This window comes from Mucilaginibacter sp., from assembly GCF_965201005.1.
GTDB lineage: Bacteria > Bacteroidota > Bacteroidia > Sphingobacteriales > Sphingobacteriaceae > Mucilaginibacter_A.
Genome location: NZ_OZ241747.1, coordinates 2,789,839 through 2,814,376, shown reverse-complemented (window position 1 = coordinate 2,814,376; position 24,538 = coordinate 2,789,839). Strand labels below are relative to the sequence as shown.

The window sequence follows — 24,538 nt, the reverse complement described above, 5'->3', positions numbered from 1 at the left end:
TCTGCAAGCGATTTCCCCTCTCGAGAGGGGTTAGGGGTGTGTTCTTAAATTTGTTATCATGCGCAGAAAAATTATCCCGTACAATCCTAAATTAAAAGAGCTTGCCAGAAATCTTCGCAATAACAGTACGCCGGGAGAAATCAGACTTTGGCAGGAACTAAAAGCTAATCAATTTTATGGCTACGATTTTCATCGGCAGAAACCCCTTTTAAATTATATTGCAGATTTTTACTGTGCTGAATTAAATTTGATAGTTGAGATTAATGGCAGATATCACGAAGAAAACATTGAAAAAGATGTTTGCAGATCAGGAGAATTGAGCAAATATAATTTAAAGATATTGAGATTTACGGAGCAAGAAGTTAAAACAGATATGTTTAATGTATTGCGTACGTTAGAGATTTACGTTGAGACATTGAATATTGGTAATCAAAGAACACACCCCTAACCCCTCTCGAGAGGGGAAGCATAGCGGTTAACTTTATAGTTTAAAAAGTTTGTGATTTTAAATTTTATGAATAAAAAATACATAGTTATAAGTTTTTGTGCTGTATTAACCTGGTTTGGGTGCAAGCAAAAAAGTAACCAGGAAGACGGCAGCTCTCTGTCGATCAGTCCGTTAGCCGGAAGTAATGTTGCATCTGGTAAAGATGTTTCGATCCAGTTAAGTGCGCCGGCAGGTTATAAAGTTGATTCTGTAGTTTATCAAATGGACGATAAACGGCTGGGCATGAAAAAAGATTTCTCCGCCTTCAGCCTGAAAACAGATACGCTGCCGATGGGCATTAAACAAATTACGGCCACAGTTTACCAGGGTAAAAACAGTACGCCCACAACCACTAATATTGTTTTGCTGGCGGCCAAAGCACCGGAAGAACTGACTTATCAGGTAGAAAAAGTTTTTCCGCATGATACCAGTTGTTACACAGAAGGCCTGGAATATCACAATAAAGCGTTTTATGAAAGTGCCGGCCTGTATGCCCATTCGGACATTCGGAAAGTTGACCCGGCAACCGGCAAAGTTTTACAATCCACCCGGCTCAACCCGCTTTATTTTGGCGAAGGCATTACCGTTATCGGCAATAAGATCATTCAGCTTACCTACAAAGAGCAGCGCGGTTTTGTGTATGATTTGAGTACGTTGAAACCAGTTTCCGATTTTTCATACACGGTTGGCCGCGAAGGCTGGGGCTTGTGTTTTGACGGGGAAAAGATATTGAACACGGATGGTTCTAACCGTATTTATTTTCTGGACAAAAACAAGTATTCGCTGCTCGGTTCTATTGATGTTTATGATGATAAAGGCCAGATTGACAACCTGAACGAACTGGAAGTGATTGACGGGAAAATTTACGCCAATGTTTACACCAAAGACTTTATCCTGGCCATCAACCCGAAAACCGGTGCCGTGCTGCAAAAAATCAACATGGAAAATATCTATCCGTTGGCCCAGCGGCCGCCAACCAATGACCCGGACGATGACGTTTTGAACGGCATTGCTTACGATGCTACTACCAAACGTATTTTTGTTACCGGCAAAAAATGGGGCAAACTGTTCCAGGTGAAGTTTGTAAAAAAAGGTGTGTAAAAACAGTATTATAGCTATAATTAAAGCCAACAGAAACGTGCTTTTTTTCCTCAAAAATCCACGTTTCCAATCGTTAATGAAAAGAAGTTTCGGGCAGATGCTTCTTTTATCAACCTAAAATCATGATTTAGCACTTTTTATTTCGCATTTTTTCCGGTCAGTTGCCATGCTTCTTTTACTGGCATTTTTTTTGGATAATGACTGTAAATCATCAACAAACATGGAAAATCACCGCGAAATAAAAAATACGCTTAATTGGCACTTTGAAGGAAATTTCAATGCAACAATCATCAATGGCGTTATCAAAGAACTTAATTTATGCGAACCCGGAAAAGGTACCAATGATTGTGGCCGTTGTTTAACCAGTACTGATTATAAATACCTAAAATCTGTACACGAAGCTTTGGGCGATATTTTTAAATTTATGCACGAAGAAAACAAGCGTTTGGGATACAGTTATCCGGTGGATATAGAAATGTCTGATCATAATCCGGAGGAAATTATTTCTGAAATGGAAAGCTACAGTTCTCCGCAAAAAATGAATTAAAGCTGTTTACAACATTTAGCTTAAAATTGGGGGCAGGTTTTTGTAGTTCACGCCATAATAATCAGCCAGTGCAGGCGAATATTTTTGCTGATAATCATACAGATACGTTTCAATATCCAGTTCTTTGGCGGCGGCAATTTCGGCTTCCGGGTTATCGCCGATAACCAAAACATCTTTGGGCCCGTAATGATATTTGTTTAAAATCTGCTTAAAAACGTCAGCTTTTTCCAGGTTAGATTTTGCAGGATCAGGAATAAAAATTTCTTTAAAATCCCGGCCAACGCCGAGCTGTTTGATCTTGGATTTCTGAAACTTTGTGTACCCGCCCGTTACCAAAAACTTCTCTATTTTTAAATCCCGCAGCGGCAGGTAATCCTCAAAAGGCGTTAATTCGCCATCAAAACCCATATCCAGCGAAATTTGCATACCTTCCTGCTTCAAACCATAACTAAAATGGTATCTGTCGGCCACTTTTTGGAAAGGTGTGGTCAGTAAATCTTCTTTAACCGCTTCCAGGATTTCTTCGCTTATGTGCGGCCTGATCAAATCGTACAAAGGCCCAAACATGGCATCTGCGTAAGGTTTTATCGGGTAAATCGTATCGTCCAGATCAAAAATCAATGCTTTTTTTATCATATAAAATTACTGCTGATATGCTAACCTAACCGGATTTTTAGTTTTTGGTTTAGCAGAATCAGATTAAAACCAAAAACCAAATTTTACCTGATAAAAACAGCATTGCTTGTTATATCTTAGGCGTTTATAATTTTACATGACCCAAACATCGTTAAACCTGCTGCTGGCCTCGCTTTTTGTTTTCACCAACGTTTTCCTTCCTCTAAAAGCAATAGCACAAACACGCTTAATTAATTTAAAATGCGAATATCTGGTAAACCCGATCGGGGTTGATGCGCCAAAACCACGTTTTACCTGGCAAATGGTAAGTAACAAAAAAGCAGCTGAACAAACAGCTTACCGCATTTTAGTTAGTCCAGATTCTGCCCAAATTTATACCGGTAAAAACAGCATCTGGGATTCGGGCCAAATCAATGCTTCAACCAATTTAGTTGAATATTCTGGACCGCAGCTGCAGCCTTTCACCAAATATTTTTGGCAGGTTTTGGTTGAAGATGAAGCCGGAAAGCAAATCACCGGTGCAGCAACCGCCAGTTTTGAAACCGGCATGATGCAAAGCAAAAACTGGCGCGGCAGCTGGATTTCGGACAATAACGACATCCGCCTGAAACCGGCACCATATTTCAGGAAAGTTTTTTCTGCGGAGAAGAAAGTAAAATCTGCGCGCGCCTACATAGCCGTTGCAGGTTTGTACGAACTTTATTTAAACGGGAAAAAAATCGGAAATCATCGTTTAGACCCCATGTACACACGTTTTGACCGCCGTACGTTGTACGTAACTTATGACCTGACACCCGAAATTTTAGCCGGTAAAAACAGTATCGGCGTGCTGCTGGGCAACGGCTGGTACAATTTGCAATCCACCGCAGTTTGGGATTTTGACAAAGCCGGCTGGCGCGCGCGGCCAACGTTTTGTATGGATTTGAGACTGGTTTACGAAGATGGCTCCGAAGAAACCGTTACTTCCGGCAAAGACTGGAAAACCGCTTTAAGTCCGGTGATTTTCAACAGCATTTACACTGCTGAACATTACGACGCCCGCCTGGAACAACCCGGATGGAACACGATTGATTTTGACGATAGCAAATGGAACGGCGTAATTTATCGCGAAGCACCATCGGCCAATATCGTTTCGCAAATGTTGCACCCGATCCGGAATGTGCAGGAAATCCCTGCAAAATCTATCCGGAAATTCAACGATACCAATTACGTTTTTGATTTGGGGCGAAATATTTCCGGCGTCAGCAAAATTAAAATAAACGGACCGGCAGGCACCATTATAAAATTGCGCCACGCCGAACGCTTGTACCCAAACGGCCACACGGATATTTCCAACATTGATATTCATTATCGCCCAACAGGTAATACCGATCCTTTTCAAACAGATATCATCATTTTAAACGGAAAAGGTGAAGAAAGTTTTATGCCGCACTTTAACTACAAAGGTTTTCAGTATGTGGAAGTCACAAGCAGTCAGCCTGTTACCTTATCCAAAGAAAGCCTGGTCGGTTATTTTATGCACAGCGATGTACCGGCCGTTGGGGTGGTCAGTTCTTCTGAACCGGTGATCAACAAAATCTGGTGGGCCACCAATAATTCTTATTTGTCTAATTTATTTGGTTATCCAACGGATTGTCCGCAGCGCGAAAAAAACGGCTGGACGGGCGATGCACAAATCGCGATAGAGACCGGTTTGTATAATTTCGACGGGATCACGATTTATGAGAAATGGCTGGCCGATCATCGAGATGAGCAGCAACCAAACGGTGTTTTGCCCTCTATCATCCCTTCCAACGGCTGGGGGTACGAGTGGGGGAACGGGCCGGACTGGACGAGCACCATTGCCATCATCCCCTGGAATATTTACTTGTTTTACGGAGATAAAAAGTTGCTTGCCGATTGCTACGAAAACATCAAACGTTATGTAGATCATATCACAGAAATCAGTCCGACCGGCTTAACTACCTGGGGTTTAGGTGATTGGGTTCCGGTAAAATCCGTTTCGCTGGTAGAACTGACATCTACCTGCTATTATTATGCAGATGCCATGATCCTGGCCAAAGCCGCCAAAATTTTGGGCAAGCCCGAAGATGAACAAAAATATACCACTCTTTTTAACCGTATAAAAACAGCATTCAACCAAAAATACCTCAATTTAAACACAGCTATTTATGCGGATGGTTTTCAAACCGAAATGAGTGTACCGCTGTACTGGGGTTTGGTGCCCGAAGGTTACAAAAGTAAAGTAGCGGCCAATCTGGCCAGGCGTGTTGCTGCGGATAATTTCCATCTGGATGTGGGTTTGCTGGGCCAGAAAGCTATTTTGAATGCGCTGAGCGAAAACGGTTATGCCGATGTGGCCTACAAAATTGCATCGCAAAAAACGTATCCGTCCTGGGGCTGGTGGATGGAAAACGGTGCCACCACGCTATACGAAAACTGGAAAATCGATGCCAAAAGCGATATTTCACTCAACCACATTATGTTTGGCGAAATCGGTGCCTGGCTATATAAAGGTTTGGGCGGAATCAAACCTGATCCTGAAAATCCGGGCTTCAAAAACGTGCTGCTGGAACCCAATTTTGTGGCTGGCCTGGATCATTTTGAAGCCAAACATGATGGTCCGTTTGGTACGGTTTCTTCTTCCTGGCGAAAAAAACGAAAACGGATTTTATATACTGTTTTTATCCCTGCAAATTCATCGGCCACAGTTAAACTGCCAAAAATCAATGGGTTAAGGGTTTTTGCTGACCGGAAACCGGTTTCTGCAGATACACTTCACCTCGAATCCGGAAAGCATAAACTTTTATGGAAATAAACTTCCGCAGAAAACCTTTGTCCGGCACTTTGTTTAATAGTAAAACCGTTCATGATCCACCAAATTTCCGTTGCAGAATTTACCGGGTTGCCGGATGTTCCGCTGGCCGATGTGCGTACCCCGGCAGAATTTGCACATGGCCACGTGCCCGCCGCTTTTAACCTGCCTTTGTTTGATAACGAGGAGCGCGTAAAAGTGGGCACGGCCTACAAGCAGCAAAGTCGGGAAGAAGCCATTTTGCTGGGTTTTGATTTAACCGGGAACAAATGGTCGGGATTTATTAAGGATGCATTAAAAGTTTGCCCGCAGAAAAAAGTGGCCGTACATTGCTGGCGCGGCGGGATGCGCAGCGGTGCAATGGCCTGGGCTTTAAACCTTTATGGTTTTGAGGTTTATGTGATTAAAGGTGGCTACAAAAACTTCAGGCGTTGGGTTTTGCAGCAATTTGAAAACCAATATCAGCTTTGCGTTTTGGGCGGGATGACGGGTTCGGGAAAAACCAAAATCCTGCATCAGCTTAAAACTATGGGCGGACAGGTAATTGATCTGGAGGATTTGGCGCAGCATCAGGGTTCATCATACGGCACGCTGGGCAAACTCATCCAACCCACGCAGGAACAGTTTGAAAATAACCTGGCTATGCAATTATCGGCCTTAAATAAAAGCCGCCCGATTTGGGTAGAAGATGAAAGCCTGACGATTGGCCAGCGCGTAATCCCAAACCCGTTTTGGCAACAGATGCGCAATGCTGTTTTAATCAACCTGAAAATAGTAACTGAAAAACGGATTGCCAACCTGGTGGAGGAATACGGCAATTTAGAACCGGGATTTTTGATAGAATGTACAGAACGCATCCGGAAACGCTTAGGCCCACTGCAAACGCAACAGGCCGTTGCTGCCATCCTCGAAAACCGCATGGCCGATTTTATCCGTTTGGTACTGGTTTATTACGATAAAACCTACCGCAACGGCCTGGGCAAAAGGCTTGCAGAAAACGTTTTTCCGTTTGAAACAAGCACTGAAAATGCTGCTGATAATGCGCAGCAATTGATGAATTTTATGCCGGTAAAAGAAGCATCGGCCAAAACAGTCTCTTAAAAAATATGGAATTGAAAGCTATTAAACTTACCCAATATTCGCACGGCGCGGGCTGCGGCTGTAAAATCAGTCCGGCCGTTTTAGATAAAATTTTGCATAGTCCGGTTACTGCGCCGCCGGACGCACGCTTGCTGGTGGGCAATGACAAGCGTGATGATGCGGCCGTTTTTGATCTGGGAAATGGTACGGCTTTAATTTCGACCACCGATTTTTTTATGCCGATTGTGGACGATGCTTATGATTTCGGGCGTATTGCCTCGGCCAACGCCATCAGCGATGTGTATGCAATGGGCGGGAAACCGGTTTTGGCTATTGCCATTTTAGGCTGGCCGATTGATAAATTGCCGCCAGAAACTGCACAGCAAGTGCTGGAAGGTTCGCGCGCGGTTTGTGCCGAAGCCGGGATTACGCTTGCCGGCGGCCACAGCATTGATTGCCCGGAGCCTGTTTTTGGTTTGGCGGTAAACGGCCTGGTCAGCATCAATCAGTTAAAACAAAACTCTACGGCAACGGCTAATTGTAAATTGTATCTTACTAAAGCACTGGGCGTTGGCATTTTATCTACTGCCCAAAAGCGTGGGGTTTTAAAGCCCGAAGATGCAGCCATCGCCCTAAAAAACATGACAACTTTAAATAATTTAGGTGAAGTTTTGGCCGGATTTACAAGCGTAAAAGCGATGACAGACGTGACCGGTTTTGGCTTGCTGGGCCATTTAAGCGAGATGTGCGAAGGCAGCAACCTACAGGCCGTGATTGAGTTTGAAAAAGTGCCAAAGATTGCTTCGGTTGAAGGGTATCTCAAACAAGATTGTGTTCCCGGCGGCACACAACGCAATTGGGATAGTTACGGCCATAAAATCGGCCCGCTGACAGAACTGCAGAAACAAATCCTGGCCGATCCGCAAACCAGCGGCGGATTATTGATTGCGGTTGCCGAAAATTCAATCACAGAATTTGAAAGTTTACTGCGGAAAGAAGGCTTTGCTGAAGAGCATTGCAAACCTTTCGGCCGGCTGAAAACACCGGATGGCGGAGAACTGATTTTGGTGATTTGATGCTGTTTTTACCGGTATAAATTCGGGCAGAAACATCTCCGCAGCAAACAAAAATTCAGGTGATAAAAACAGTATTGCTTCAGCTTAAAAAGAGCGAACAACCGGACTTTTGGCCAGCAGTTCGCTCAATTTGCCGATGTTGTTTTGATTGCCCGTCACTTCCATCATCGCCTGCAGATTATTTTCTTTTTTGTTGATCGACAGCCGTTCTGAAACTAATTGCTGCGCTTTGGCCATGTTTTCAAAAGTGGTTATGTGCTCAAAATCAGCATCGCAAAACACCAACACATATACTTTTTTGGCGTGTATTTTGTTCATGTAATCTTCCAGCAAACTAAAAACGGATAAAATTAAAATCGTTAAAACAGTGGCAATCAGCGATAACGTATAATCGCCGGTTCCGGTTGCCACGCCGATAGACGCCGAAATCCAGATCACGGCCGCCGTTGTAAGTCCGCTAACCGTAAAACCGTCCTTAAAAATCACCCCGGCACCAATAAAACCAATACCGGTGATGACGTTCGCATTTACGTTGGTCCCGCCTTTTTGTGCCACCAAAGTAAACATTGCCGAACCCAGACAGATGAGGATGACGGTGCGCAAACCGGCCGTTTTGTGCTTGTATTGCCGCTCCAGACCTAAAATGCCGCCGAAAAATATGGCCAATCCGATTTTGATCAGGTCATTATAAGCAACATTAAAAAAATCCGGGTGTACTTGTGGCAGGTTCATAAAGCTAAATATACTGTTTGGATGGGTAACTTGTTTGCGGTTGTTTCATCTGCAAAAATCAAAAAAACGAAATCAAATGCTGTTTTTACCGGGTAAATTTTGGTATAAAATAAATCCTTTACAATTTTAGGTTGCAAATTGTAACGTTTAAAAAAATGCTGCGTCAGTTGATATGAAAGCCGAATACTTTGGAAGCCGTTTTTACAGATAAACATTTTGACCTGGTTGCCCGGTGCAAACAAGGCAGCAAAACCGCTCATTTTGAGTTGTATAAATTGTATTCAAAAGCGATGTACAATGTTGCTTTCCGGATAGTAAACGATACAGACGAGGCCAAAGATGTTTTGCAGGATGCGTTTGCACGGATACAGGATTTCAGGCAGGAAACCACATTTGGTGCCTGGATGAAGCAAATTGTGGTCCACCGTTCAATCGGTTTTTTGCGGAAAAGGAAGGCCGAATTAGTGGATTTGGATGAAAACACAACTGATTTTGCAGTAGAAGAAGAACCCGACAACGAAGAAACTGAATACAAAATTGAGCGCATAAAAGAAGCAATGCAGTTGCTGCCGGAAGCTTCCCGGGTAATTATTTCGCTTTTTTTGCTGGAAGGTTATGATCATGAAGAGATCGGGCAGGTGCTGGGCATCAGCATCAATTCATCCAGAACGCAATTTTTAAGGGCGAAAAGAAAGCTAATCGAACTATTAAAACAGAAAGGACATTTAAAATGAGCAAACGGTTAGAAGATTTTATCAGACAACATAAAAATGATTTTGACGGCCGCGAACCGGACACGGATTTGTGGCAGCAGATAGAAAAACGCCTGCCGCAGCTACTTAAAACCAGCAAACCAAAAAAAAGCTTTTCGCTGGGTTTTGTGTTGCGCGTTGCCGCCGGTATTATTTTGGTGATGGCTGCCGGGTTTGTTTTTTACCTGCAAAAACAGCATCGGCAACCTGTTGATCTGGCGCAGATTAACCCCGAATTTGCCCGGATGCAAACGCGCTATGCAGCTGAAGTGGAAAGCAAACGCACCGAATTGAAAGCGGTTGCGAAAACCGACCCGGAGTTGTACCGCGAGTTTAATTCCGTACTGGTTGATATGGACAAAAACTACAAAAAACTTAACCAGGAATTGCCTAACAGCCCCAATCAGGAACGGGTTTTACGGGCGATGATCCGGAATTTAAAAGTACAAACCGAGTTGCTGAACCAGCAGCTGCAGGTAATAGAAGATTATAATCAAACCAAAAAGCAAACTCAAAATGAAACAAAAAACATATAGACGCGGGATTTCAATGCTGTTTTTAGCCCTGTTTTTTTTGCAAAGTCTTGCGCAGCAGCAACCGGCATTGCCTCAACAACCGGATGTAAACCAGCAAAAAGATTATCAGCAGCAGATGAAAAACCTGCAGCAAAACATGCGCGGGCTGCAAAAGCAAATGGCGGATTTGCAACGCCAGCACATTCAAAAAAAACTGAAACTGAACACAGATGGTTTTAAAAAATGGAACTTCCAGCGGTTGGATAGTCTGCAAAGTTTTGTTTGGGTGGATAGTTTACGTTCTTTAAGCAGAAGCCTCAGCAATAACATCCAGGCCAGTATTGGCAGTTTGAGTGATTTTGATGACCTGACTATCACTGGTTCCGGGAAAAAACTTCCGCAGGAAAAAATGATCGAAAAAACAAAAACTTTCAGTAAAAGCTATCCGGCAGATAAGAATGAAAAGCTGACGATCAACAATCAGTACGGAAAAATCACGGTAAATACCTGGAACAAAAAGGAGTTTAAAGTGGATGTGGAAATTACGGTTGGCACAAGCGAAGATACCGAAACCCAAAAACTGCTGGATGCGGTAGATATTGTTTCTTCGCAGGATCAGGACGGTGTTTCTTTTAAAACCAACATCACAGAACAAAACAAAAATAATGGCTTTTTTAGCTTTGGCCGAAGTAATGTGAACCGTAAAATCACCATCAATTATACTGTTTTTATGCCGGTAAAAAACGCATTGGACATTACCAACCGCTATGGTGCCGTGGTTTTGCCGGATTTGGAAGGGCCGGTCATGATCAACAGCAGTTACGGGAGTTTTACGGCTAAAGAGCTAAGCAACACCGCCAATGATCTAAAAATAAATTACGGCAGTGCCAATATTGAAAGCCTGAACGGTGGTAATTTAAAGTTTAACTACGGTGATTTGAAAATCGGTACGGCCAACAATCTCAATGCTGCGGTCGGCTATTCGCCGGTACGGATTGAACGGTTAAAAACCTCAGCGAACATTAATGTGAATTATGGTGCAGGTTTAACCATCAATAATCTGGACAAAACGTTAAAAAGCCTGGCCATTAATGCCAATTATACCAAAGTTTTGCTGGATTTGAGCGGTTCTGAAAACTTTGGTTTTGATGTAACCGTGCACTACAGCCAGTTTAACCATAACGATGATTTTGTAAAAATTCAGGATCAGCCGGAAAAAGGCACGCGAAGCTATATTTCCACCAGAAATTATAAAGGTTATGTTGGCAAATCCGGTTCGGACAATAAAGTGGTCATCCGTTCCAATTACAGCGGCGTAAATTTTAATTGAAGTTCAGGTTGATGAAATTATGTCGGTAAAAACAGTATGGCGGTTTACTTTTTGTGCATCATTGTCCATTCGCGGCCGGGTTCGTCCACCCGGAAACTTTCCAGGTTTCCCTGATCCTGCAAGGTAACATAAACAGTTTTTCCATCCGGCCCGCCAAAACAAACATTGGTGGGCTTTTGGCCGATCAATTTAATTTCCTGCAAAATCTTTCCTTCAGGTGATACTTTTGCAACTGTGCCTTTGCCATACCGGGCCTGATAAATGTTCCCTTTTGCATCACAGCGCATCCCGTCCATGCCAAAATCCGGAAACTCGATCAGCAAACGTTTATGGCTGATTCCGCCTTTGGCAGACAGGGCATAAGCCCAGATTTTGCGTACTTCGTTTACATACAAAATTTTTCCGTTCGGGCTTACATCAATGCCGTTTACGGTGGCCATACTATCCAGTAAAGTGACTTTTCCGTCGGTGTCGATCCGCCATATTTTACCGGTCCCGGCTTTCCAGTTCGGGTCGCTGGCGTATAAACGGTTGTTTTTGTCGATTGCAATATCGTTCGGTTGTGCCATCTTGTCCTCATGCGCAAACACACTGATCTGCTTGGTTTTCATATCAACCTTCAGGATATTGTGCTTGGTATAGTCCGCAATCAGCATGTTGCCGTGGCTGTCAAAACGGATTCCGTTGCCCACACTTCCCGCAGGTAATTCCACAAAAACCTCGGCTTTTCCGTCGGGCGTGATTTTCCCGATCGTGCCATCATGATCAAAATTCACGGCATAAATGTTTCCGTACCGATCAACCGCCGGACCTTCAACCCCGGCGGTGAAACTGTTTTTTGGGGTGAAAACTGCAGAAGTAAAAAGTTTTTCTGCGGAGGATTGTGCTTCAGCCCGAAAAAAGGCTGATAAAAACAGCATCACCAAAAATGGTTTATGCTGCTTGATCTTTAGGTTGAAAATTGCTGAAATCATAAGTCGAAATTAAGGTTTTGCAGTTGCTTTACGAACAGCTTCCACTTCTTTGGGTGTAACCGTTTCTGGCGTGTTCCCGAAATTTGATTTAATGTAGGTTAATACTTCTGCCACCTGTTCATTGCTTAAAAACCGGCCGTGTGCGGGCATTACTTCGTTGTAAGACAATCCTTTTACCATAACCGGCCCGTTCAAACCATTTAAAATTACGCTGATGAGTTTGGTTTTATCCCCATTAACCCATTCTGATGCGGCAACAGGCGGAAAACGGTTGCCATCACCTTTGCCATTGGCCTGATGGCAGGAAACGCAATAAGTACTGTAAACTGCCGATGCAGTTGCTTTGCCACGGATTAAGTTGTCGGCAATCTCGTCCGGCGTTTTAATGTTGGAAGCGGTGTTTTTCCGGATCAGCATCGCCGCCAGTTGAGTTTGCCCGAAGCTTTTTTTATCGCCCTTAAACATTACCCGCCAAATTTTTCCTTTCTCGGTATCGCTGATATACAACGAACCATCCGGGCCTTCTGTTAAACCCATCGGGCGGTAAACGGCATCGCTCACGTTCACAATCGGATCAACTTTAGCAAACCCATCTGCAAAAACCTCCCAATCACCAGACGGTTTTCCATCTGCAAAAGGCACAAAAGCAACCATATAACCGGCCTGCGGGTACGGCGCGCGGTTGGTTGCCCCATGAAAAGCGATGAAAGCACCGTTTTTATACCGTTCCGGGAATTGCTTGCCTTTATAAAACAACAGATCATTCGGGGCAAAATGCGCCGGAAAACCAATTAACGGCTGCGGCAGTTGTGCACCTTTTCCTTCTTTTGTTTTATCGCCGCCAAACTCCGGGTTCAGTAGTTTTTTATGTTTAAGCTGATCGTAATAGTAGTAAGGCCAGCCGCCGTCAAAACCCTGGTTTACTTTAAAAAACTCTTCGGCAGGCAGCATGGCACTTTCCCAGGGCGTGTACAAATCCGGCCAAAGCAACCGGAAATCATCACGGCCGTGGCTAACTGCATAAAGCGATTTGCTTTTCGGGTCCCATTCTAACGCTACAATACTGCGCAAACCGGTTGCATATTTTACACCATCTTTTTGCTGCTGGTTTTTTTTGTTGGCATCAAACATCCAGATACCGCCATGATCTGTCAGCCACGGGTTTTGTTGGTTTGGCGAATCCGGCACACCAACACCGGGTGATCCGGGCTGCCGATTGGCAACCTGGCCGGCGTTAGAACCGGCCCCCCAACCCACAAAAATATGGCCTTTATCATCAAAAGCAACAGGTTTGGTTTGATGCTCGTGGTAAGGCGGCTGATCAATTACAATGGTATCTATTTTACTATCAGGTACTAATTGGCCGTGTTTAAGTTTTTGCCGGTAAACCATCAGCTCCGAACTGAAATACAGATAACCGTTATGAATACGCATGGCCGTGCCATAAGTATGGCCATCATAAGTGCCAAACGGCCGGATGATGTCCATTTTACCATCGCCGTTCGTATCGCGCAGGGCAATATTGCCATAACCGCCGTTTGCCTGATGATTTCTGGCTTTTACATAAATATCACCGTTTTTATTTACGGCAATGTGGCGCGCTTGTCCGGCCAGACTATCTACCACAACTACCGCTTCAAAACCTTGCGGCAAAAAAAGTCCACCGTTGTCCGGGTCGCTTTTAGGCAAAATTGACTTGAAACTATACCAAGAAAAGGCCGATAAAAACAGTATCAAACCTAAACTGACGGAGAAAATTCTGGTCAAACGGACTTCTCTGTTTGAAACTGTTTTCAGCTTATTTGTATGTTCGGGGTTCATATACAAACTGGGTTTAGCAAATTCTATAAGTTTTTTTTATGTTGATGATTTTATACCGATAAAAGAAGCATTAGGTAAGCGATTGTTCTTCAGGTTCAGAAATATCTATGCCGGTCAAAATCGGTTTGCGGTGCCAGTAAGAAGCTAGGATGGAGCCGGTTACGTTCATCAGCGGGCCAAAAACTGCCGGAGCCAAACCAACGGTGGCCATTTTGCCCATCTCTTTGGCCAGCCCGGAAGCCAATCCGCCGTTTTGCATCCCAACTTCTATGGCCATGGTGCGGCAATCCCGTTCGTCCATCTTGAATAACCGGCCCGACCAGTAACCAAAAGTGTAGCCTAACAAATTGTGTATCAGCACTAAACCAATCAGCGCAAAACCAATGTTCATCAAGCTGTCGCGCCCGGCCGCGGTAATGATCACAATGATGAAGGTGATGCCAAACATGGAAACCAGCGGCATTAAATTATCCAGCCATTTTACTTTTCCGGTAAAAAGCTTGTTGAAAATCAATCCGGCACCGATCGGGATAATTACCATTTTGGTAATGTCCCACATCATTTTTAAAATATCAATCTGGATAAAAGCACCGGCAAAAAACTTCATTAAAAACGGTGTAAAAAATGGTGATAAAAGCGTGGAAACTGCCGTTATGGTAATGGACAAGGCCAGGTTTGCTTTTGCCAGATAAGAAATAACGTTGGAGGCCATACCGTTTGGCGAGCAGCCGATCAGGATAATCCCGGCCGCAATTTCCGGTGGGAAACCGCTGAAACTGGCCAGCGTAAAACCCAGCAACGGCATGATCAAAAAATGACTGAACACGCCGATGATCACACCTTTCGGCATTTTTATCACACCTACAAAATCCTGAAAACCCATGGAAGTGCCCATGCCAAACATAATAAGCTGGATAAGCGGCGTGATCAAAACGGCAAATTTAAAACCGTTCAGTTCTACAAAATATTGCGGATAATGCAACGCAGTAGTTACTGCAGCAAAAATTAAAAGCGTGTACGAATAGCCTTTTAAAACCGGCGAAAAACGAAAGCCGGCCGCCATCGCCACAAACAATATGATCAGGAAATTCATCATCATTACCAGGTTCTTTTTTTCATGAACTCATTTAATTGGGCACGGCTTATTTTTGTTTTTTTGTTCTGCTGATCCTGCCATTTCATAAAAGCAACGCGGATGGGTTCGCCCCATTCACTATCAATCTCGCCAGTGCTAAAAGTTCCTGCTTTAAGCATGGCATGGCTAAATTCGTCCCGCAAGGCAATAAATTCTGCAGTGGCAATCACGGTTTCGGCCAAATGCGCCGGGATAAACAGTACGCCTTCTTTTTCAGACAAAACCAAATCTCCGGGCAAAACGATGGCATGGCCAATCCGGATTGGCGTGTTCAGGCCGGTCAAAACCATTTCTTCCAGGTAAGACGGATCAAAATCCCGCACAAAAGCATTAAAGCCTTTTATCGCGCTCAATCCTTGCAGATCGCGCGCAGAACCATTAAAAATCACCCCGTTCCCGGTTTTGTTAAAAATGGCATTTCCAAGGTTATCGCCAATCAATGTGCCGCCTGCAATTTTGCCAAAACCATCGGCCACGTAAACATCGCCCTTGGTCAATATATCTATCGGCCAGGCATTGGTGTTGCCTTTGCGGCCTTGCTGGGCACCGCGTTCTTTAATATTTTTTTCGATGTCCGGCCGGGTGGGCATAAACATGGCGGTAACGGCGCGGCCAACAACCGGTACATCATCGTGCACTAATTTCCAATTTCCTTCAAACTGGTTTTTGTAGCCTTCGTTGCGCAAAACTGTCCATGCTTCTTCTATGCCTATATTTTTGGCGCGCGCAATCAAAGCGTCCGGAATTTTTGGCCTGCCATCTGCAAAACGTTCCCCTTTCCAGGCAGAAGTTAAAAAAATCAGTTCTTCTTTTGGGATAGTTTGGGCGGATGACTGCTTAAAAAAGGTAGCTAAAAACAGTATTGTTAAACCGAAGTATAATTTACTTTTCATTCAATTTAGGTTGATAAAAGAAGCATTGGCAACCTCTTTAAGTTTAGTGTGTTTCGGATTTTCTGGCTTTCAATTCGCTTTCTGCCATAATTTTTGGCGGATAAATCGGGTCGGCAATCCCGTTCAGGTCATAAACAACCCTGCCTCCGCGGATCGTCATTTCACATTCCAGTTTTTTGCTGGCTTGCAGCTTGTAACCGGTATAATCAAACAAGCCGAATTTACCTTCGCGCAGGTTTAAAATGGCCACATCGGCATCCGTGCCAACAGATAGGTTCCCTAATTCTTCGTGGTGGATTTCGTGTGCAGGATTAGAAGTGCTGGCCTGGATCACCTGCTTCAAACTCATGCCCATTGCCAAAAATTTAGACATCGTGGTCAGCATATCTTTCATGGCATTGTTCATGCTGCCCACGTGTATATCTGTGCTGATGGAATTCGGGAAAAAACCTTCTTTAAGTGCCGGGATGGCCTGTGAGTACGCAAAACTGATGCCGCCGTAGCCTACATCAAAATAAATCCCTTTTTTGCGGGCTTCCCAAACAAAAGGTTTTACTTTTTGAGTAGAGAGGTCAACAATATATTCGCGGCCGCCCAGCTGACCGAAACAATGTGTAAAAATATCGCCCGGCCGCAGGTGCTGCATAAACAATTCTTCGATGGAAAGCGGCGGGTTGCTTCCCCCGAAATCGATCATCAGCGGGATGCCGCCGGATTGTTTAGAAGCTTCTATCGCATGATCGACCGGTGTCCATTCATGACCTTCAAAATGGGCAACTTTATAACCTACGATCAAATCTTTGTAACGCCGCGCAACATATGCGGCCATCCGCGGATCCATATCCATGGTATTTTGTTCGTAACCGCCGCGCATCCCTTCGCCCACAATGTTTAAAAAAGCCAGTACGCGCGTTTGGGATTGGTCGATGGTTTGCGCCTTAAAAGTTGGAAAAGTACGCCAGCCGGAACTGCCCGCATCTACCACGGTGGTTACGCCATTACGGAAAGTGAAACCGTCCGGCGGAAGTGCCAGGTTTCCGTTTTCGTAAGCATGGTCTGGCTCTGTTCCCCAAAAATTGTGCGAGTGGATATCGATCAAACCCGGTGTAACGTAAAACCCTTTGGCGTCAACCAGTTGCAGGCCTTTTTTGGCATCGATGTTTTTGGAGATCAGGGCAATTTTTCCATCCTGAATGGCAACGTCCATCAAGCCGTCCAGGTTATTTTTTGGGTCGATCACATGGCCGCCCTTTATCACGATGGAATAGGTTTGCGCTTTTAAATCCTGACAAAAACACCAAAAAAATAGTGGTAAAAGAAGTATTCTTCTCATTTTAATTCAAAATTCTTTGTTGTTATATTTAGAATCACACACCTAACTTTAAAAAGGGGAAATCGCTCGCAGACCTTTCTATCGACTTGAAAGTAGCAGATAGAAAGGTATCAAACTATACTTACCCCTTTTGAAGGGGGTTAGGGGGATGACCTTTCTTTTATATTCTTTTCATACCAAAAAAACACTGATAAAAGAAGCATCTGCTTAAACTGCCTGCTGCAAAACTTCTTTCACGCGTTTGGCAACAACATCCACCTGATCGGGCCGCAGCAAAACCACACCGATATTCAGCTTTTTATCGTTGCCATTGGCCACAATACTTGGCGTTCCGTTTTTCAGCGCGGCAAGCACTTCCTGTGGTTTTATTTTTACTTTGCTGAAATCCCAAACCACATCCAAACTCGGGAAAGCATTGGCCGGGCCAGGGTCAATATGTGTTTCTGTTTTTACCGTTGGCACGGTTTCCAGCTGTGTGCCAATGCGTTTGGCGCGCTGCAGCCAATCTTCCCATTCTTTTTTATGATCGCGTTCGAGGTAAGATTTTAGTGCGGCATACATCCCGAACATTTCTTCTTTGTTCACTTTCATCGGGCGGCCAATCGGTGCTTCATGCGGAGAGTGGTTTAACCTGGCAGCGGCAATCAAATCTTTCCGCCCGAACAACAAACCGGCACTTTGCGGGCCGCGGATCATTTTCCCGCCCGAAAAAGTAACCAGATCAAAACCGATTTTCTGAAATTTGAACAAATTTTCTACCGGCGGAACATCTGCAGCGGCATCCAAAAAAGTCGGGATGTTTTTGGCTTTTGCAATCCGCACAAAATCCTCATGGCTAATGCTGCTTTTGTCCGCAGCATTAAAAAACAAGGCCATTACCGTGTTTGGGTTGATGGCTTTTTGCATACCGTCCGCACCTTCAACCTCCACAATTTTTGCACCGGTGGTGCTTACTGCCTGGTCAAAAAGATAACGGTGCGTTTTCTGCATAATCACTTCCGGGCGCGGGCCGGGCAGGTTGGGCAGCATTTTTATTTTTTCGGCATCGGTGCCGGTGATGCATGCCGCTGTGCCCAAAAGCATGGCGCAAGCCGCGCCGGATGTTACCATGGCCGATTCTACGTGCAGCATTTCGGCGATTTTTGCCCCGATTTTATCCTGCAGCTCGTACATGTTGGCAAAATCGTGCGAAGTGGAATTGATTGCTTCCAAAACCTCCGGCATCATCAGCGAACCGGACAAAAAAGTCATGGTTACGCCTGCGTTAATGGTTGGCGTAACGCCCAGCTCTTTAAACAAATCGCGTTTTGGCGCGGCCGGAGCTGCAGTTGCCACATCCGGGATCAGGCTTCCAACAAAACCACCAACCAGCGGCAAAGCGGTCAGGCTTTTGATCACATCTCTGCGTTTCATTTCGTTTTGATTTTAATTTTTAGGTGATAAAAACACTATATGTAAGCGATACAATCCATCTCCACCAGCGAGTTTCCGGGCACGCCGCCTTTAGCAACAGCCACGGTAGTACGCACGGGCGGTTTTTTACCGAAGCGGCCTTTGTACACTTCGTTCATGCCGGCGTAATCGGCAATATCATTCAGGTAAACGTTTACTTTCAAAACTTTTTGCATGGACGAACCGGCTTTTATCAGTTCGTTTTCCAACAATTTCAACACAATTTCCGTGTGAGCCTTGATCTCGAAAGGCGCCACATGCGCACCTTGTCCGGCTATGAAAACCATATTGCCAAGTTTGGTTGAAGAAGAAAACAACGGTACATCCTGGTAATTGGTAATGTTGTTGACTTCTTTTTCATCCGGAACGAACTGACTGGCTTTGGCCGATAATCCGAAAACCGAAACCCCGGCCAGTGAGGCCAGCATTTTCTTTAAAATTGATCTGCGCTCTGTTTGCATATTTAATTAGGTGAAGTTTTTAAATTGTTTAAAACGTAATGTTATTTTTTTAAAGCTGAAATTACAGGTTTTATACAAAAAATATAGTGTAAAAACAGTATTGCCCGTTAATTTAAATCCTGCGGAAAAACTTTTGTTGTCGCCATAATAATGCTTCAGGCAAACCAAATTTTTTGCGGTAAAAGAAGCATCCGCAGAAAAAACTTATCCATCATTTAAAATTGAATTTTGCAGAAAGTGGTCAGCTTTCCGCAAATAACTTAACCTTTTAATAGCGGATTTATTGTTTATCCCACCAAACACGCGTTAAAAACGAATCTGCTCCTTGCCGCGCAATTGCTGCCTTGTACGAAGCTGTATTTAAATTTTGTTCGGAAACCGGGTACAGCATCCGCCTGAAAATCAAACCGCCTGTTGCGTTGCCCACATAATTGTTGGGCACCAACGCAGGATAACCGGTGCGACGGTAATTGGCAAAAACTTCCTGCGCATCCGGAAAAACACCTACCCAAAACTGGGTATGTATCTGCTCCATTTGCTGGGCGAATGTCCCGGCCGTATTTAGCTGGTGATAGCGGATATAAGTGTTGATCTGGTTGGTGCTGATGGTTCCGTTGGCACCCGCGATAATGGCCCATTGCCGCATGGCCGCGCTGATACCGTTTTGATAGGAAGCCGTAGCAGTTGCGCCGCTGTACCAGCCGCGTAGTGCCGCTTCTGCCAGTAAAAAATAAGATTCGGCAGCAGAAAAAACGATACGGGGTGAAGACAACAGCAACAGTGTATTTTGGCGCGGTTCTGAAAAAGTTACAAAATCTGCCGGTTTGGTGCTCAGCATGGCCGACATGCCTTTTTGATTGGCCGAAGTTGTATCTGCCGTGCCGGTGGTATAAACCACAGAAATCACAGGCAGGCGCGGGTCGGTATTTGTCTTTAAATAATTGATAAACACGTCTTGGTATTTGCCGCCTTCGGTATTGCTTTTGCCATCAGCCTTAATGTAATCAGAATTGAGCAGGTTTAAAGCCAGCGGGTTTTTGTTGATATCCTGTCCGGAACCTACATAAGCCACTTTTGCCACATCCGCATCGGCCAGTATTACACCACCAGCAATGGCTTTAGTTGCCCAGGTTTGTGCCGCATTGGCGTCAACCTTCGTCATCCGCATACCCAAACGAAGCATTAATGAATAGGCAAATTTTTTCCATTGTGCAGTATTGCCGCCGTAAATCAAATCAGAAGAACCAAATGTGATTTTTGCCGCATCCAAACTGGTGGCAGCGGCATCCAGTTCGGCAAGCATGTTGGCATAAATATCTTTTTGCGCATCGTAAACTGGTGCATAAATACTGTTGGTATAACCTTGCCCGGCCTGCGAATAAGGTATATCGCCATAAAGATCTGTTAAGCGGCTGAAACAGTAAACGCGCCAGATGCGGGCTTCGGCCAGTAAATTCACTTTTGCTGCATCCCCGGTCACGCCTTTGATCACTTCTCCGATTTCATTGATTTCGTTTGGATAAGCATTACTGAATGCGCTGGACGATGAATTGGCCTGGCTTTGTACATACTTAGAGCCAAAACCGGCCACATCGTTAAAACTGGTGGTATATTGCATGGTGCCCAGCAACAGGTTGAGCATATTGCCTGTGCCATCGTACTGTGCTTTGCTGAAAATAAACTGCGGTGTACCGGTAGAAACGGCATCCGGGTTGGTATTTAAAGCTACAAAATCTTTGGTGCAGGATGACAGCCCGGTTGCTAAGCCTGAAACCAATGCTGTTTTTATCAGGTATTTTTTAAAAAAGTTCTTCATCAGGTTCATGTTAAAATTTGACGGATAAGTTCAGACCGAATGAGCGGGTGTGCGGTAAACCGATAGATTCGATGCCCTGGATATTACTGTTTGTCAGGCTGGATTCGGGATCGAAATTTTCAGTCTTTTTGTACAAAATTGCCAGGTTCCGGGCTACAAAAGAAATATTAGCCGATTGGAGTTTTACCAATTTTAAAGCTGATACCGGGATGTTGTACCCAAAGATGACCTGGCGCAGTTTTACAAAGCCGCCATCGTGCAAAAAGAGGTCAGAATAGGTTTTGTAATTGTCATAATAACTGCGCAAACCGCTTACCGGTACTGTGCGGCTGTAAGCAGCCCCGGTTTGATCTACACCGGATAAAACCAAACCGTTGTCGCGGCCGGGCAGCGTAGATTTCAGCAAGCCTAAACGGGCTTCATAAACTTCGGCAACCGAGAATATTTTGTTACCGAATTTACCATCCAGCAAAACACTTAAATTAAAGCGTTTATAGCGGAAACTGTTTGTAAGGCCCATTGTGTAAGGTGCCACACTATTGCCCAAAACATGCAAATCCGTAGCCACCGGATAGCCGGTTGTTTTGCTGTAAACAACATTGCCGCCGGCATCTTTTTGCATACTTGTACCCACAATCTGCCCGGCAGAATAACCCACAATATTGTTGATGTAAGCCCAGTTATTGACTGAGTTTGCCAATTGTACCGAAGTAATGTTCTCAGCCAGTTTTAATACCCTGTTTTTGTTAAAAGAGAAGTTGAAGCTTGGGTTCCAGCTAAAGTTTTTACCGCTTAACGGTGTACCGTTAATTTGTAGTTCGATGCCTTTATTACTGATGGCACCTAAATTTAAAACGACACTGTTGTAGCCGGATGTAGAAGATATGGTGGAATTTACAATATCGTTTGTGGTTTCCCGGTCATACAATGTAACATCAAAATTTAAACGGTTTTTAAACATTTGCATTTCTATACCGGCTTCCCGCGTGGTAGAAGTATAGGGTTTTAAATTAGGGTTGGAAATAATGCTGCTGGTTACATTTTGTAAAGTCGGGCCAGAACTTGGTACGTTACTGTAAGATAAATTGATCTGATAAGGGTCTGGGCCGCCGCCGCCCACGCGCGCATAAGAAGCCCTGATTTTTGCCAGGTTAAAAACAGCAGGCAGTTTAAGCGCATCAGATAAAATGAAACTGCCGCCAACGCTTGGGTAAAATACGCTGTTGTGCGCCTGGCTTAATACCGAAAACCAATCTTTACGGCCGGTTACAGTTAAGTAAAGCAGGCTTTTATAATCAAAATCTGCAGAACCAAAAACAGAATTGATGGCACTGCGGCCGGTATATGGCACAGTTGAAGCGGTAGCCAGATTAGTATAACTGTAAAAGTATGGTATGGTAAAAGTAGAACCGTTTAAAGATAGCTGGTTTACTTCTGATTTTTGTGCATTCACACCGCCTAAAACAGAGATGTTGAATTTATCGGCAAACCTGGTGTGATAGTTAACGGTTGCCAATCCATTTGTTTCGGAAGCATCGGATTTGATGCCGGAATAACTCCCGTTTGGCACATAAAGTGTACCGGTAGGTAATACGTTTGAATAATTATAACTGTAAAAATCACGACTGACCACACCTTTGAAAACCAGATTTTTAACCGGTTCATAAGCAACCGAACCTTGGGTAATCATCCGGTTTTTGGTATCGTCTTCTTTGTATTTGTTGATCACGAAGTAACCGTTGGAAGCGATTGCCGCATCATTCCAAACCGTTTCGGTTCCGCTGGCATCATATCCCGGTTTGATCCAGCGCACATCAACTGTATTGGCAACCATATACGGCAGCCAGTTAGGGTTGCCCAAAGCATCACCGGCACTGGTTTTATTATGGCCTTTTTCTAAATTGTATTGCGCCAAAGCTTCAATGGTGATTTTGCTGCCAAGCTTTCCGTTTAAAGAAACATTACCGGTTTTGCGGTCGAAAGTGGTGCCCGGAAGCAATCCGCGGCTGTTTAAATCTGCAGCCGAAACGCGATAGGTCAATGCTTCAGATCCACCGGTAAAAGCCAGTGTATTGGTAAAAGTAGTACCAGTTTGGTAAAAGTTTTTTAGGTTATCTTTTTGAGCCACATAACTGTGCTTTTGCCCGTCAACCGCAGTAAAAGTTTTAGACGGATCGATCGACTCGCCCCAAGACCTGCGGCCAGTGGATTGCGCCGTTCCTAAATCTGTTGGTAAAACGCCACTGTCGCCTTGCCCGTACTGATATTGAAATTTCGGAAAAACTGCAATATCTTCTAAAGTTGCTGTAGTGTTGTATTCTATACCGATGCCTTTTTGCGCCCGGCCTTTTTTGGTCGTGATCAAAATTACACCGTTTGCCGCCCGCGAACCGTATAAAGCAGCAGCGGTACCACCTTTTAACACGGTCATGGTTTCAATATCGTCCGGGTTGATGCCGCCGATACCATCACCACGGTCCACGTTGTTGGTAAGGCCGTTAACTGTTGCCGAACCACCCGGCGTACTATTGTCTATCGGCATACCGTTCACCACATAAAGCGGTTGGTTTTGCCCGGTCAAAGATCCGTTTCCACGGATAACAACCCGACTGGAGCCGCCCGGGCCGGTAGATAAACCGATTGCATTTACACCAGCAACTTTGCCCGTTAAAGCGTTGGCCACATTGTTTTCGCGTGCCTGGGTAAATTCAGCACCTTTAACTTCTGAAACGGCGTAACCTAAAGATTTTTTTTCCCGGTTGATGCCCAGTGCTGTTACTACTACTTCGTTTAAAGCATTAGTTGTTTCTGCCAGTTTTATGTTGATTACCGTTTGACTGTTAACGGCAACTTCCTGTGTGGTAAAACCGATGTAAGTAAAAACCAGCGTATTGTTCCCGTTTGGCATAATCAGGCTGTAACGGCCGTTGCCATCTGTAGTGGCACCGGATGTTGTCCCTTTGATCATAACGCTTACGCCCGGTAGTGGCGCACCTTTACTATCTGTTACCTGTCCTCTAACCGGCTGGTCCTGCTGGGTTTCGTGCTTAACTTTTTTATCGATCACGATGATGTTGTCCGATACAGCATAATCCATCCCGATAGGGTCTAAAATTTCGTGCAAAACGTTTTCCAGCGGCTTATCTTTTACCTGCAGGTCAATCTTTTTTTCACTTGGCACCGTATTGGGGCTGTAAGCGAAATTGATGCGGTAATCCCTGCTGATTTTCAGGAATACTTCTTTTACCGCCTTATTTTTAAGGTTTAAAGTGATGCGTGTGTTTAAGCTCTGGTTGCTTTTTACTTTAGCTTCCGCAGAAAACACAGTTAAAATTGAAATCAAAATGATAGCCCCAGCTTTGCTTCCGGCAGATAGTTTCCGGCAAAAAGGCAGTAAATATTTTATCATATATTTGAAAAATTGTTTGGTATAATAGGTTATTCTCCTGTTAACGGATCAATTGGCTGCCGCATTTGCCTCCTGCAAATCCGGTTTTTGGGCGAGATGTGCTGGTAACACATCCTGCCCGTTTTTTATTGTTGTCCTGCTATCGCCATAAGCATAGTGTTGTTAGTAAGTTT

20 protein-coding genes are annotated in these 24,538 nt (G+C 44.4%); 9 read left to right on the top strand and 11 right to left on the bottom strand.

The features are described 5' to 3' along the window. Nucleotides 1-58: 58 nt before the first annotated feature. From ACOFKR_RS12895 to ACOFKR_RS12885, 3 genes are all read left to right on the top strand, one after another. The gene (locus ACOFKR_RS12895; protein ID WP_419801218.1) at nt 59-448 is read left to right on the top strand and encodes an endonuclease domain-containing protein; all 390 of its coding nucleotides are present in this window, start codon (nt 59-61) and stop codon (nt 446-448) included. 66 nt (nt 449-514) lie between these two features. After that, nucleotides 515-1,588 (top strand): glutaminyl-peptide cyclotransferase, encoded by a 1,074-nt coding sequence (locus tag ACOFKR_RS12890; RefSeq protein WP_419801217.1) that lies wholly within the window; start codon nt 515-517, stop codon nt 1,586-1,588. A gap of 220 nt (nt 1,589-1,808) precedes the next feature. Beyond that, complete coding sequence (locus tag ACOFKR_RS12885; protein ID WP_419801216.1) at nt 1,809-2,135, top strand: hypothetical protein; 327 nt, start codon at nt 1,809-1,811, stop codon at nt 2,133-2,135. 15 nt (nt 2,136-2,150) lie between these two features. Here ACOFKR_RS12885 and ACOFKR_RS12880 read toward each other — a convergent pair whose 3' ends face one another. Continuing rightward, entirely contained in the window at nt 2,151-2,771 is a 621-nt protein-coding gene (locus ACOFKR_RS12880; RefSeq protein WP_419801215.1) for an HAD family hydrolase, read from the bottom strand. Nucleotides 2,772-2,907: 136 nt separating this feature from the next. Between ACOFKR_RS12880 and ACOFKR_RS12875 the strand changes: the two genes are divergently transcribed. From ACOFKR_RS12875 to selD, 3 genes are read left to right on the top strand one after another with little or no spacing between them, the layout of a single operon-like run. Then, a complete protein-coding gene (locus ACOFKR_RS12875; RefSeq protein ID WP_419801214.1) occupies nt 2,908-5,589 on the top strand; it encodes a family 78 glycoside hydrolase catalytic domain in 2,682 nt (893 codons plus the stop codon). A gap of 51 nt (nt 5,590-5,640) precedes the next feature. Continuing rightward, nucleotides 5,641-6,687 (top strand): tRNA 2-selenouridine(34) synthase MnmH, encoded by a 1,047-nt coding sequence (mnmH, locus tag ACOFKR_RS12870; protein WP_419801213.1) that lies wholly within the window; start codon nt 5,641-5,643, stop codon nt 6,685-6,687. A 5-nt stretch (nt 6,688-6,692) separates the two neighbouring features. Continuing rightward, nucleotides 6,693-7,742 carry a selenide, water dikinase SelD gene (gene selD, locus ACOFKR_RS12865; protein WP_419801212.1) on the top strand — a complete coding sequence of 350 codons (1,050 nt, stop codon included), beginning with the start codon at nt 6,693-6,695 and terminating at the stop codon, nt 7,740-7,742. 84 nt (nt 7,743-7,826) lie between these two features. Here the strand turns inward: selD and ACOFKR_RS12860 are convergent, their stop codons facing one another. Further along, entirely contained in the window at nt 7,827-8,474 is a 648-nt protein-coding gene (locus ACOFKR_RS12860; protein WP_419801211.1) for an MgtC/SapB family protein, read from the bottom strand. Between the two features lie 188 nt (nt 8,475-8,662). Between ACOFKR_RS12860 and ACOFKR_RS12855 the strand changes: the two genes are divergently transcribed. From ACOFKR_RS12855 to ACOFKR_RS12845, 3 genes are read left to right on the top strand one after another with little or no spacing between them, the layout of a single operon-like run. Continuing rightward, a complete protein-coding gene (locus ACOFKR_RS12855) occupies nt 8,663-9,208 on the top strand; it encodes an RNA polymerase sigma factor (RefSeq protein WP_419801210.1) in 546 nt (181 codons plus the stop codon). Continuing rightward, nucleotides 9,205-9,762 (top strand): hypothetical protein, encoded by a 558-nt coding sequence (locus tag ACOFKR_RS12850; RefSeq protein ID WP_419801209.1) that lies wholly within the window; start codon nt 9,205-9,207, stop codon nt 9,760-9,762. The genes ACOFKR_RS12855 and ACOFKR_RS12850 overlap by 4 nt, the downstream gene beginning before the upstream one ends. Continuing rightward, the gene (locus tag ACOFKR_RS12845; RefSeq protein WP_419801208.1) at nt 9,743-11,071 is read left to right on the top strand and encodes a hypothetical protein; all 1,329 of its coding nucleotides are present in this window, start codon (nt 9,743-9,745) and stop codon (nt 11,069-11,071) included. The genes ACOFKR_RS12850 and ACOFKR_RS12845 overlap by 20 nt, the downstream gene beginning before the upstream one ends. Before the next feature lie 44 nt (nt 11,072-11,115). On the opposite strand, the gene ACOFKR_RS12840 is transcribed toward ACOFKR_RS12845, so the two are convergent. The 9 genes from ACOFKR_RS12840 to ACOFKR_RS12800 form a co-directional block, all read right to left on the bottom strand. Continuing rightward, nucleotides 11,116-12,045, bottom strand: a complete 930-nt coding sequence (locus ACOFKR_RS12840; RefSeq protein WP_419801207.1) for an SMP-30/gluconolactonase/LRE family protein — start codon at nt 12,043-12,045, stop codon at nt 11,116-11,118. Nucleotides 12,046-12,054: 9 nt separating this feature from the next. Continuing rightward, on the bottom strand, nt 12,055-13,866 hold the full coding sequence (locus ACOFKR_RS12835; RefSeq protein WP_419801206.1) for a c-type cytochrome: 1,812 nt from the start codon (nt 13,864-13,866) through the stop codon (nt 12,055-12,057). Between the two features lie 70 nt (nt 13,867-13,936). Then, on the bottom strand, nt 13,937-14,965 hold the full coding sequence (locus ACOFKR_RS12830) for a bile acid:sodium symporter family protein (protein WP_419801205.1): 1,029 nt from the start codon (nt 14,963-14,965) through the stop codon (nt 13,937-13,939). Next, nucleotides 14,965-15,894: an RraA family protein gene (locus tag ACOFKR_RS12825; protein WP_419801204.1), complete on the bottom strand. Its 930-nt coding sequence runs from the start codon at nt 15,892-15,894 to the stop codon at nt 14,965-14,967. The genes ACOFKR_RS12830 and ACOFKR_RS12825 overlap by 1 nt, the downstream gene beginning before the upstream one ends. Nucleotides 15,895-15,937: 43 nt before the next feature. Beyond that, nucleotides 15,938-17,227, bottom strand: a complete 1,290-nt coding sequence (locus ACOFKR_RS12820) for an amidohydrolase/deacetylase family metallohydrolase (protein WP_419801203.1) — start codon at nt 17,225-17,227, stop codon at nt 15,938-15,940. Nucleotides 17,228-17,434: 207 nt separating this feature from the next. Beyond that, nucleotides 17,435-18,640: an aminotransferase class V-fold PLP-dependent enzyme gene (locus tag ACOFKR_RS12815; RefSeq protein ID WP_419801202.1), complete on the bottom strand. Its 1,206-nt coding sequence runs from the start codon at nt 18,638-18,640 to the stop codon at nt 17,435-17,437. Nucleotides 18,641-18,675: 35 nt separating this feature from the next. Beyond that, nucleotides 18,676-19,140, bottom strand: a complete 465-nt coding sequence (locus ACOFKR_RS12810; RefSeq protein ID WP_419801201.1) for a RidA family protein — start codon at nt 19,138-19,140, stop codon at nt 18,676-18,678. A gap of 280 nt (nt 19,141-19,420) precedes the next feature. After that, entirely contained in the window at nt 19,421-20,956 is a 1,536-nt protein-coding gene (locus tag ACOFKR_RS12805; RefSeq protein WP_419801200.1) for a SusD/RagB family nutrient-binding outer membrane lipoprotein, read from the bottom strand. Nucleotides 20,957-20,966: 10 nt separating this feature from the next. Next, entirely contained in the window at nt 20,967-24,365 is a 3,399-nt protein-coding gene (locus tag ACOFKR_RS12800) for a SusC/RagA family TonB-linked outer membrane protein (protein WP_419801199.1), read from the bottom strand. Nucleotides 24,366-24,538 lie beyond the last annotated feature (173 nt).

What these genes read in the sequence shown, in the direction of transcription:
- ACOFKR_RS12815 (WP_419801202.1), bottom strand. Translation starts at nt 18,640, where the DNA reads ATGAAACGCAGAGATGTGATCAAAAGCCTGACCGCTTTGCCGCTGGTT.
- ACOFKR_RS12845 (WP_419801208.1), top strand. Translation starts at nt 9,743, where the DNA reads ATGAAACAAAAAACATATAGACGCGGGATTTCAATGCTGTTTTTAGCC.
- mnmH (WP_419801213.1), top strand. Translation starts at nt 5,641, where the DNA reads ATGATCCACCAAATTTCCGTTGCAGAATTTACCGGGTTGCCGGATGTT.
- ACOFKR_RS12805 (WP_419801200.1), bottom strand. Translation starts at nt 20,956, where the DNA reads ATGAAGAACTTTTTTAAAAAATACCTGATAAAAACAGCATTGGTTTCA.
- ACOFKR_RS12880 (WP_419801215.1), bottom strand. Translation starts at nt 2,771, where the DNA reads ATGATAAAAAAAGCATTGATTTTTGATCTGGACGATACGATTTACCCG.
- ACOFKR_RS12890 (WP_419801217.1), top strand. Translation starts at nt 515, where the DNA reads ATGAATAAAAAATACATAGTTATAAGTTTTTGTGCTGTATTAACCTGG.
- ACOFKR_RS12860 (WP_419801211.1), bottom strand. Translation starts at nt 8,474, where the DNA reads ATGAACCTGCCACAAGTACACCCGGATTTTTTTAATGTTGCTTATAAT.
- ACOFKR_RS12895 (WP_419801218.1), top strand. Translation starts at nt 59, where the DNA reads ATGCGCAGAAAAATTATCCCGTACAATCCTAAATTAAAAGAGCTTGCC.
- ACOFKR_RS12885 (WP_419801216.1), top strand. Translation starts at nt 1,809, where the DNA reads ATGGAAAATCACCGCGAAATAAAAAATACGCTTAATTGGCACTTTGAA.
- ACOFKR_RS12830 (WP_419801205.1), bottom strand. Translation starts at nt 14,965, where the DNA reads ATGATGATGAATTTCCTGATCATATTGTTTGTGGCGATGGCGGCCGGC.
- ACOFKR_RS12850 (WP_419801209.1), top strand. Translation starts at nt 9,205, where the DNA reads ATGAGCAAACGGTTAGAAGATTTTATCAGACAACATAAAAATGATTTT.
- ACOFKR_RS12835 (WP_419801206.1), bottom strand. Translation starts at nt 13,866, where the DNA reads ATGAACCCCGAACATACAAATAAGCTGAAAACAGTTTCAAACAGAGAA.
- ACOFKR_RS12825 (WP_419801204.1), bottom strand. Translation starts at nt 15,894, where the DNA reads ATGAAAAGTAAATTATACTTCGGTTTAACAATACTGTTTTTAGCTACC.
- ACOFKR_RS12810 (WP_419801201.1), bottom strand. Translation starts at nt 19,140, where the DNA reads ATGCAAACAGAGCGCAGATCAATTTTAAAGAAAATGCTGGCCTCACTG.
- ACOFKR_RS12800 (WP_419801199.1), bottom strand. Translation starts at nt 24,365, where the DNA reads ATGATAAAATATTTACTGCCTTTTTGCCGGAAACTATCTGCCGGAAGC.
- ACOFKR_RS12875 (WP_419801214.1), top strand. Translation starts at nt 2,908, where the DNA reads ATGACCCAAACATCGTTAAACCTGCTGCTGGCCTCGCTTTTTGTTTTC.
- ACOFKR_RS12840 (WP_419801207.1), bottom strand. Translation starts at nt 12,045, where the DNA reads ATGATTTCAGCAATTTTCAACCTAAAGATCAAGCAGCATAAACCATTT.
- ACOFKR_RS12820 (WP_419801203.1), bottom strand. Translation starts at nt 17,227, where the DNA reads ATGAGAAGAATACTTCTTTTACCACTATTTTTTTGGTGTTTTTGTCAG.
- selD (WP_419801212.1), top strand. Translation starts at nt 6,693, where the DNA reads ATGGAATTGAAAGCTATTAAACTTACCCAATATTCGCACGGCGCGGGC.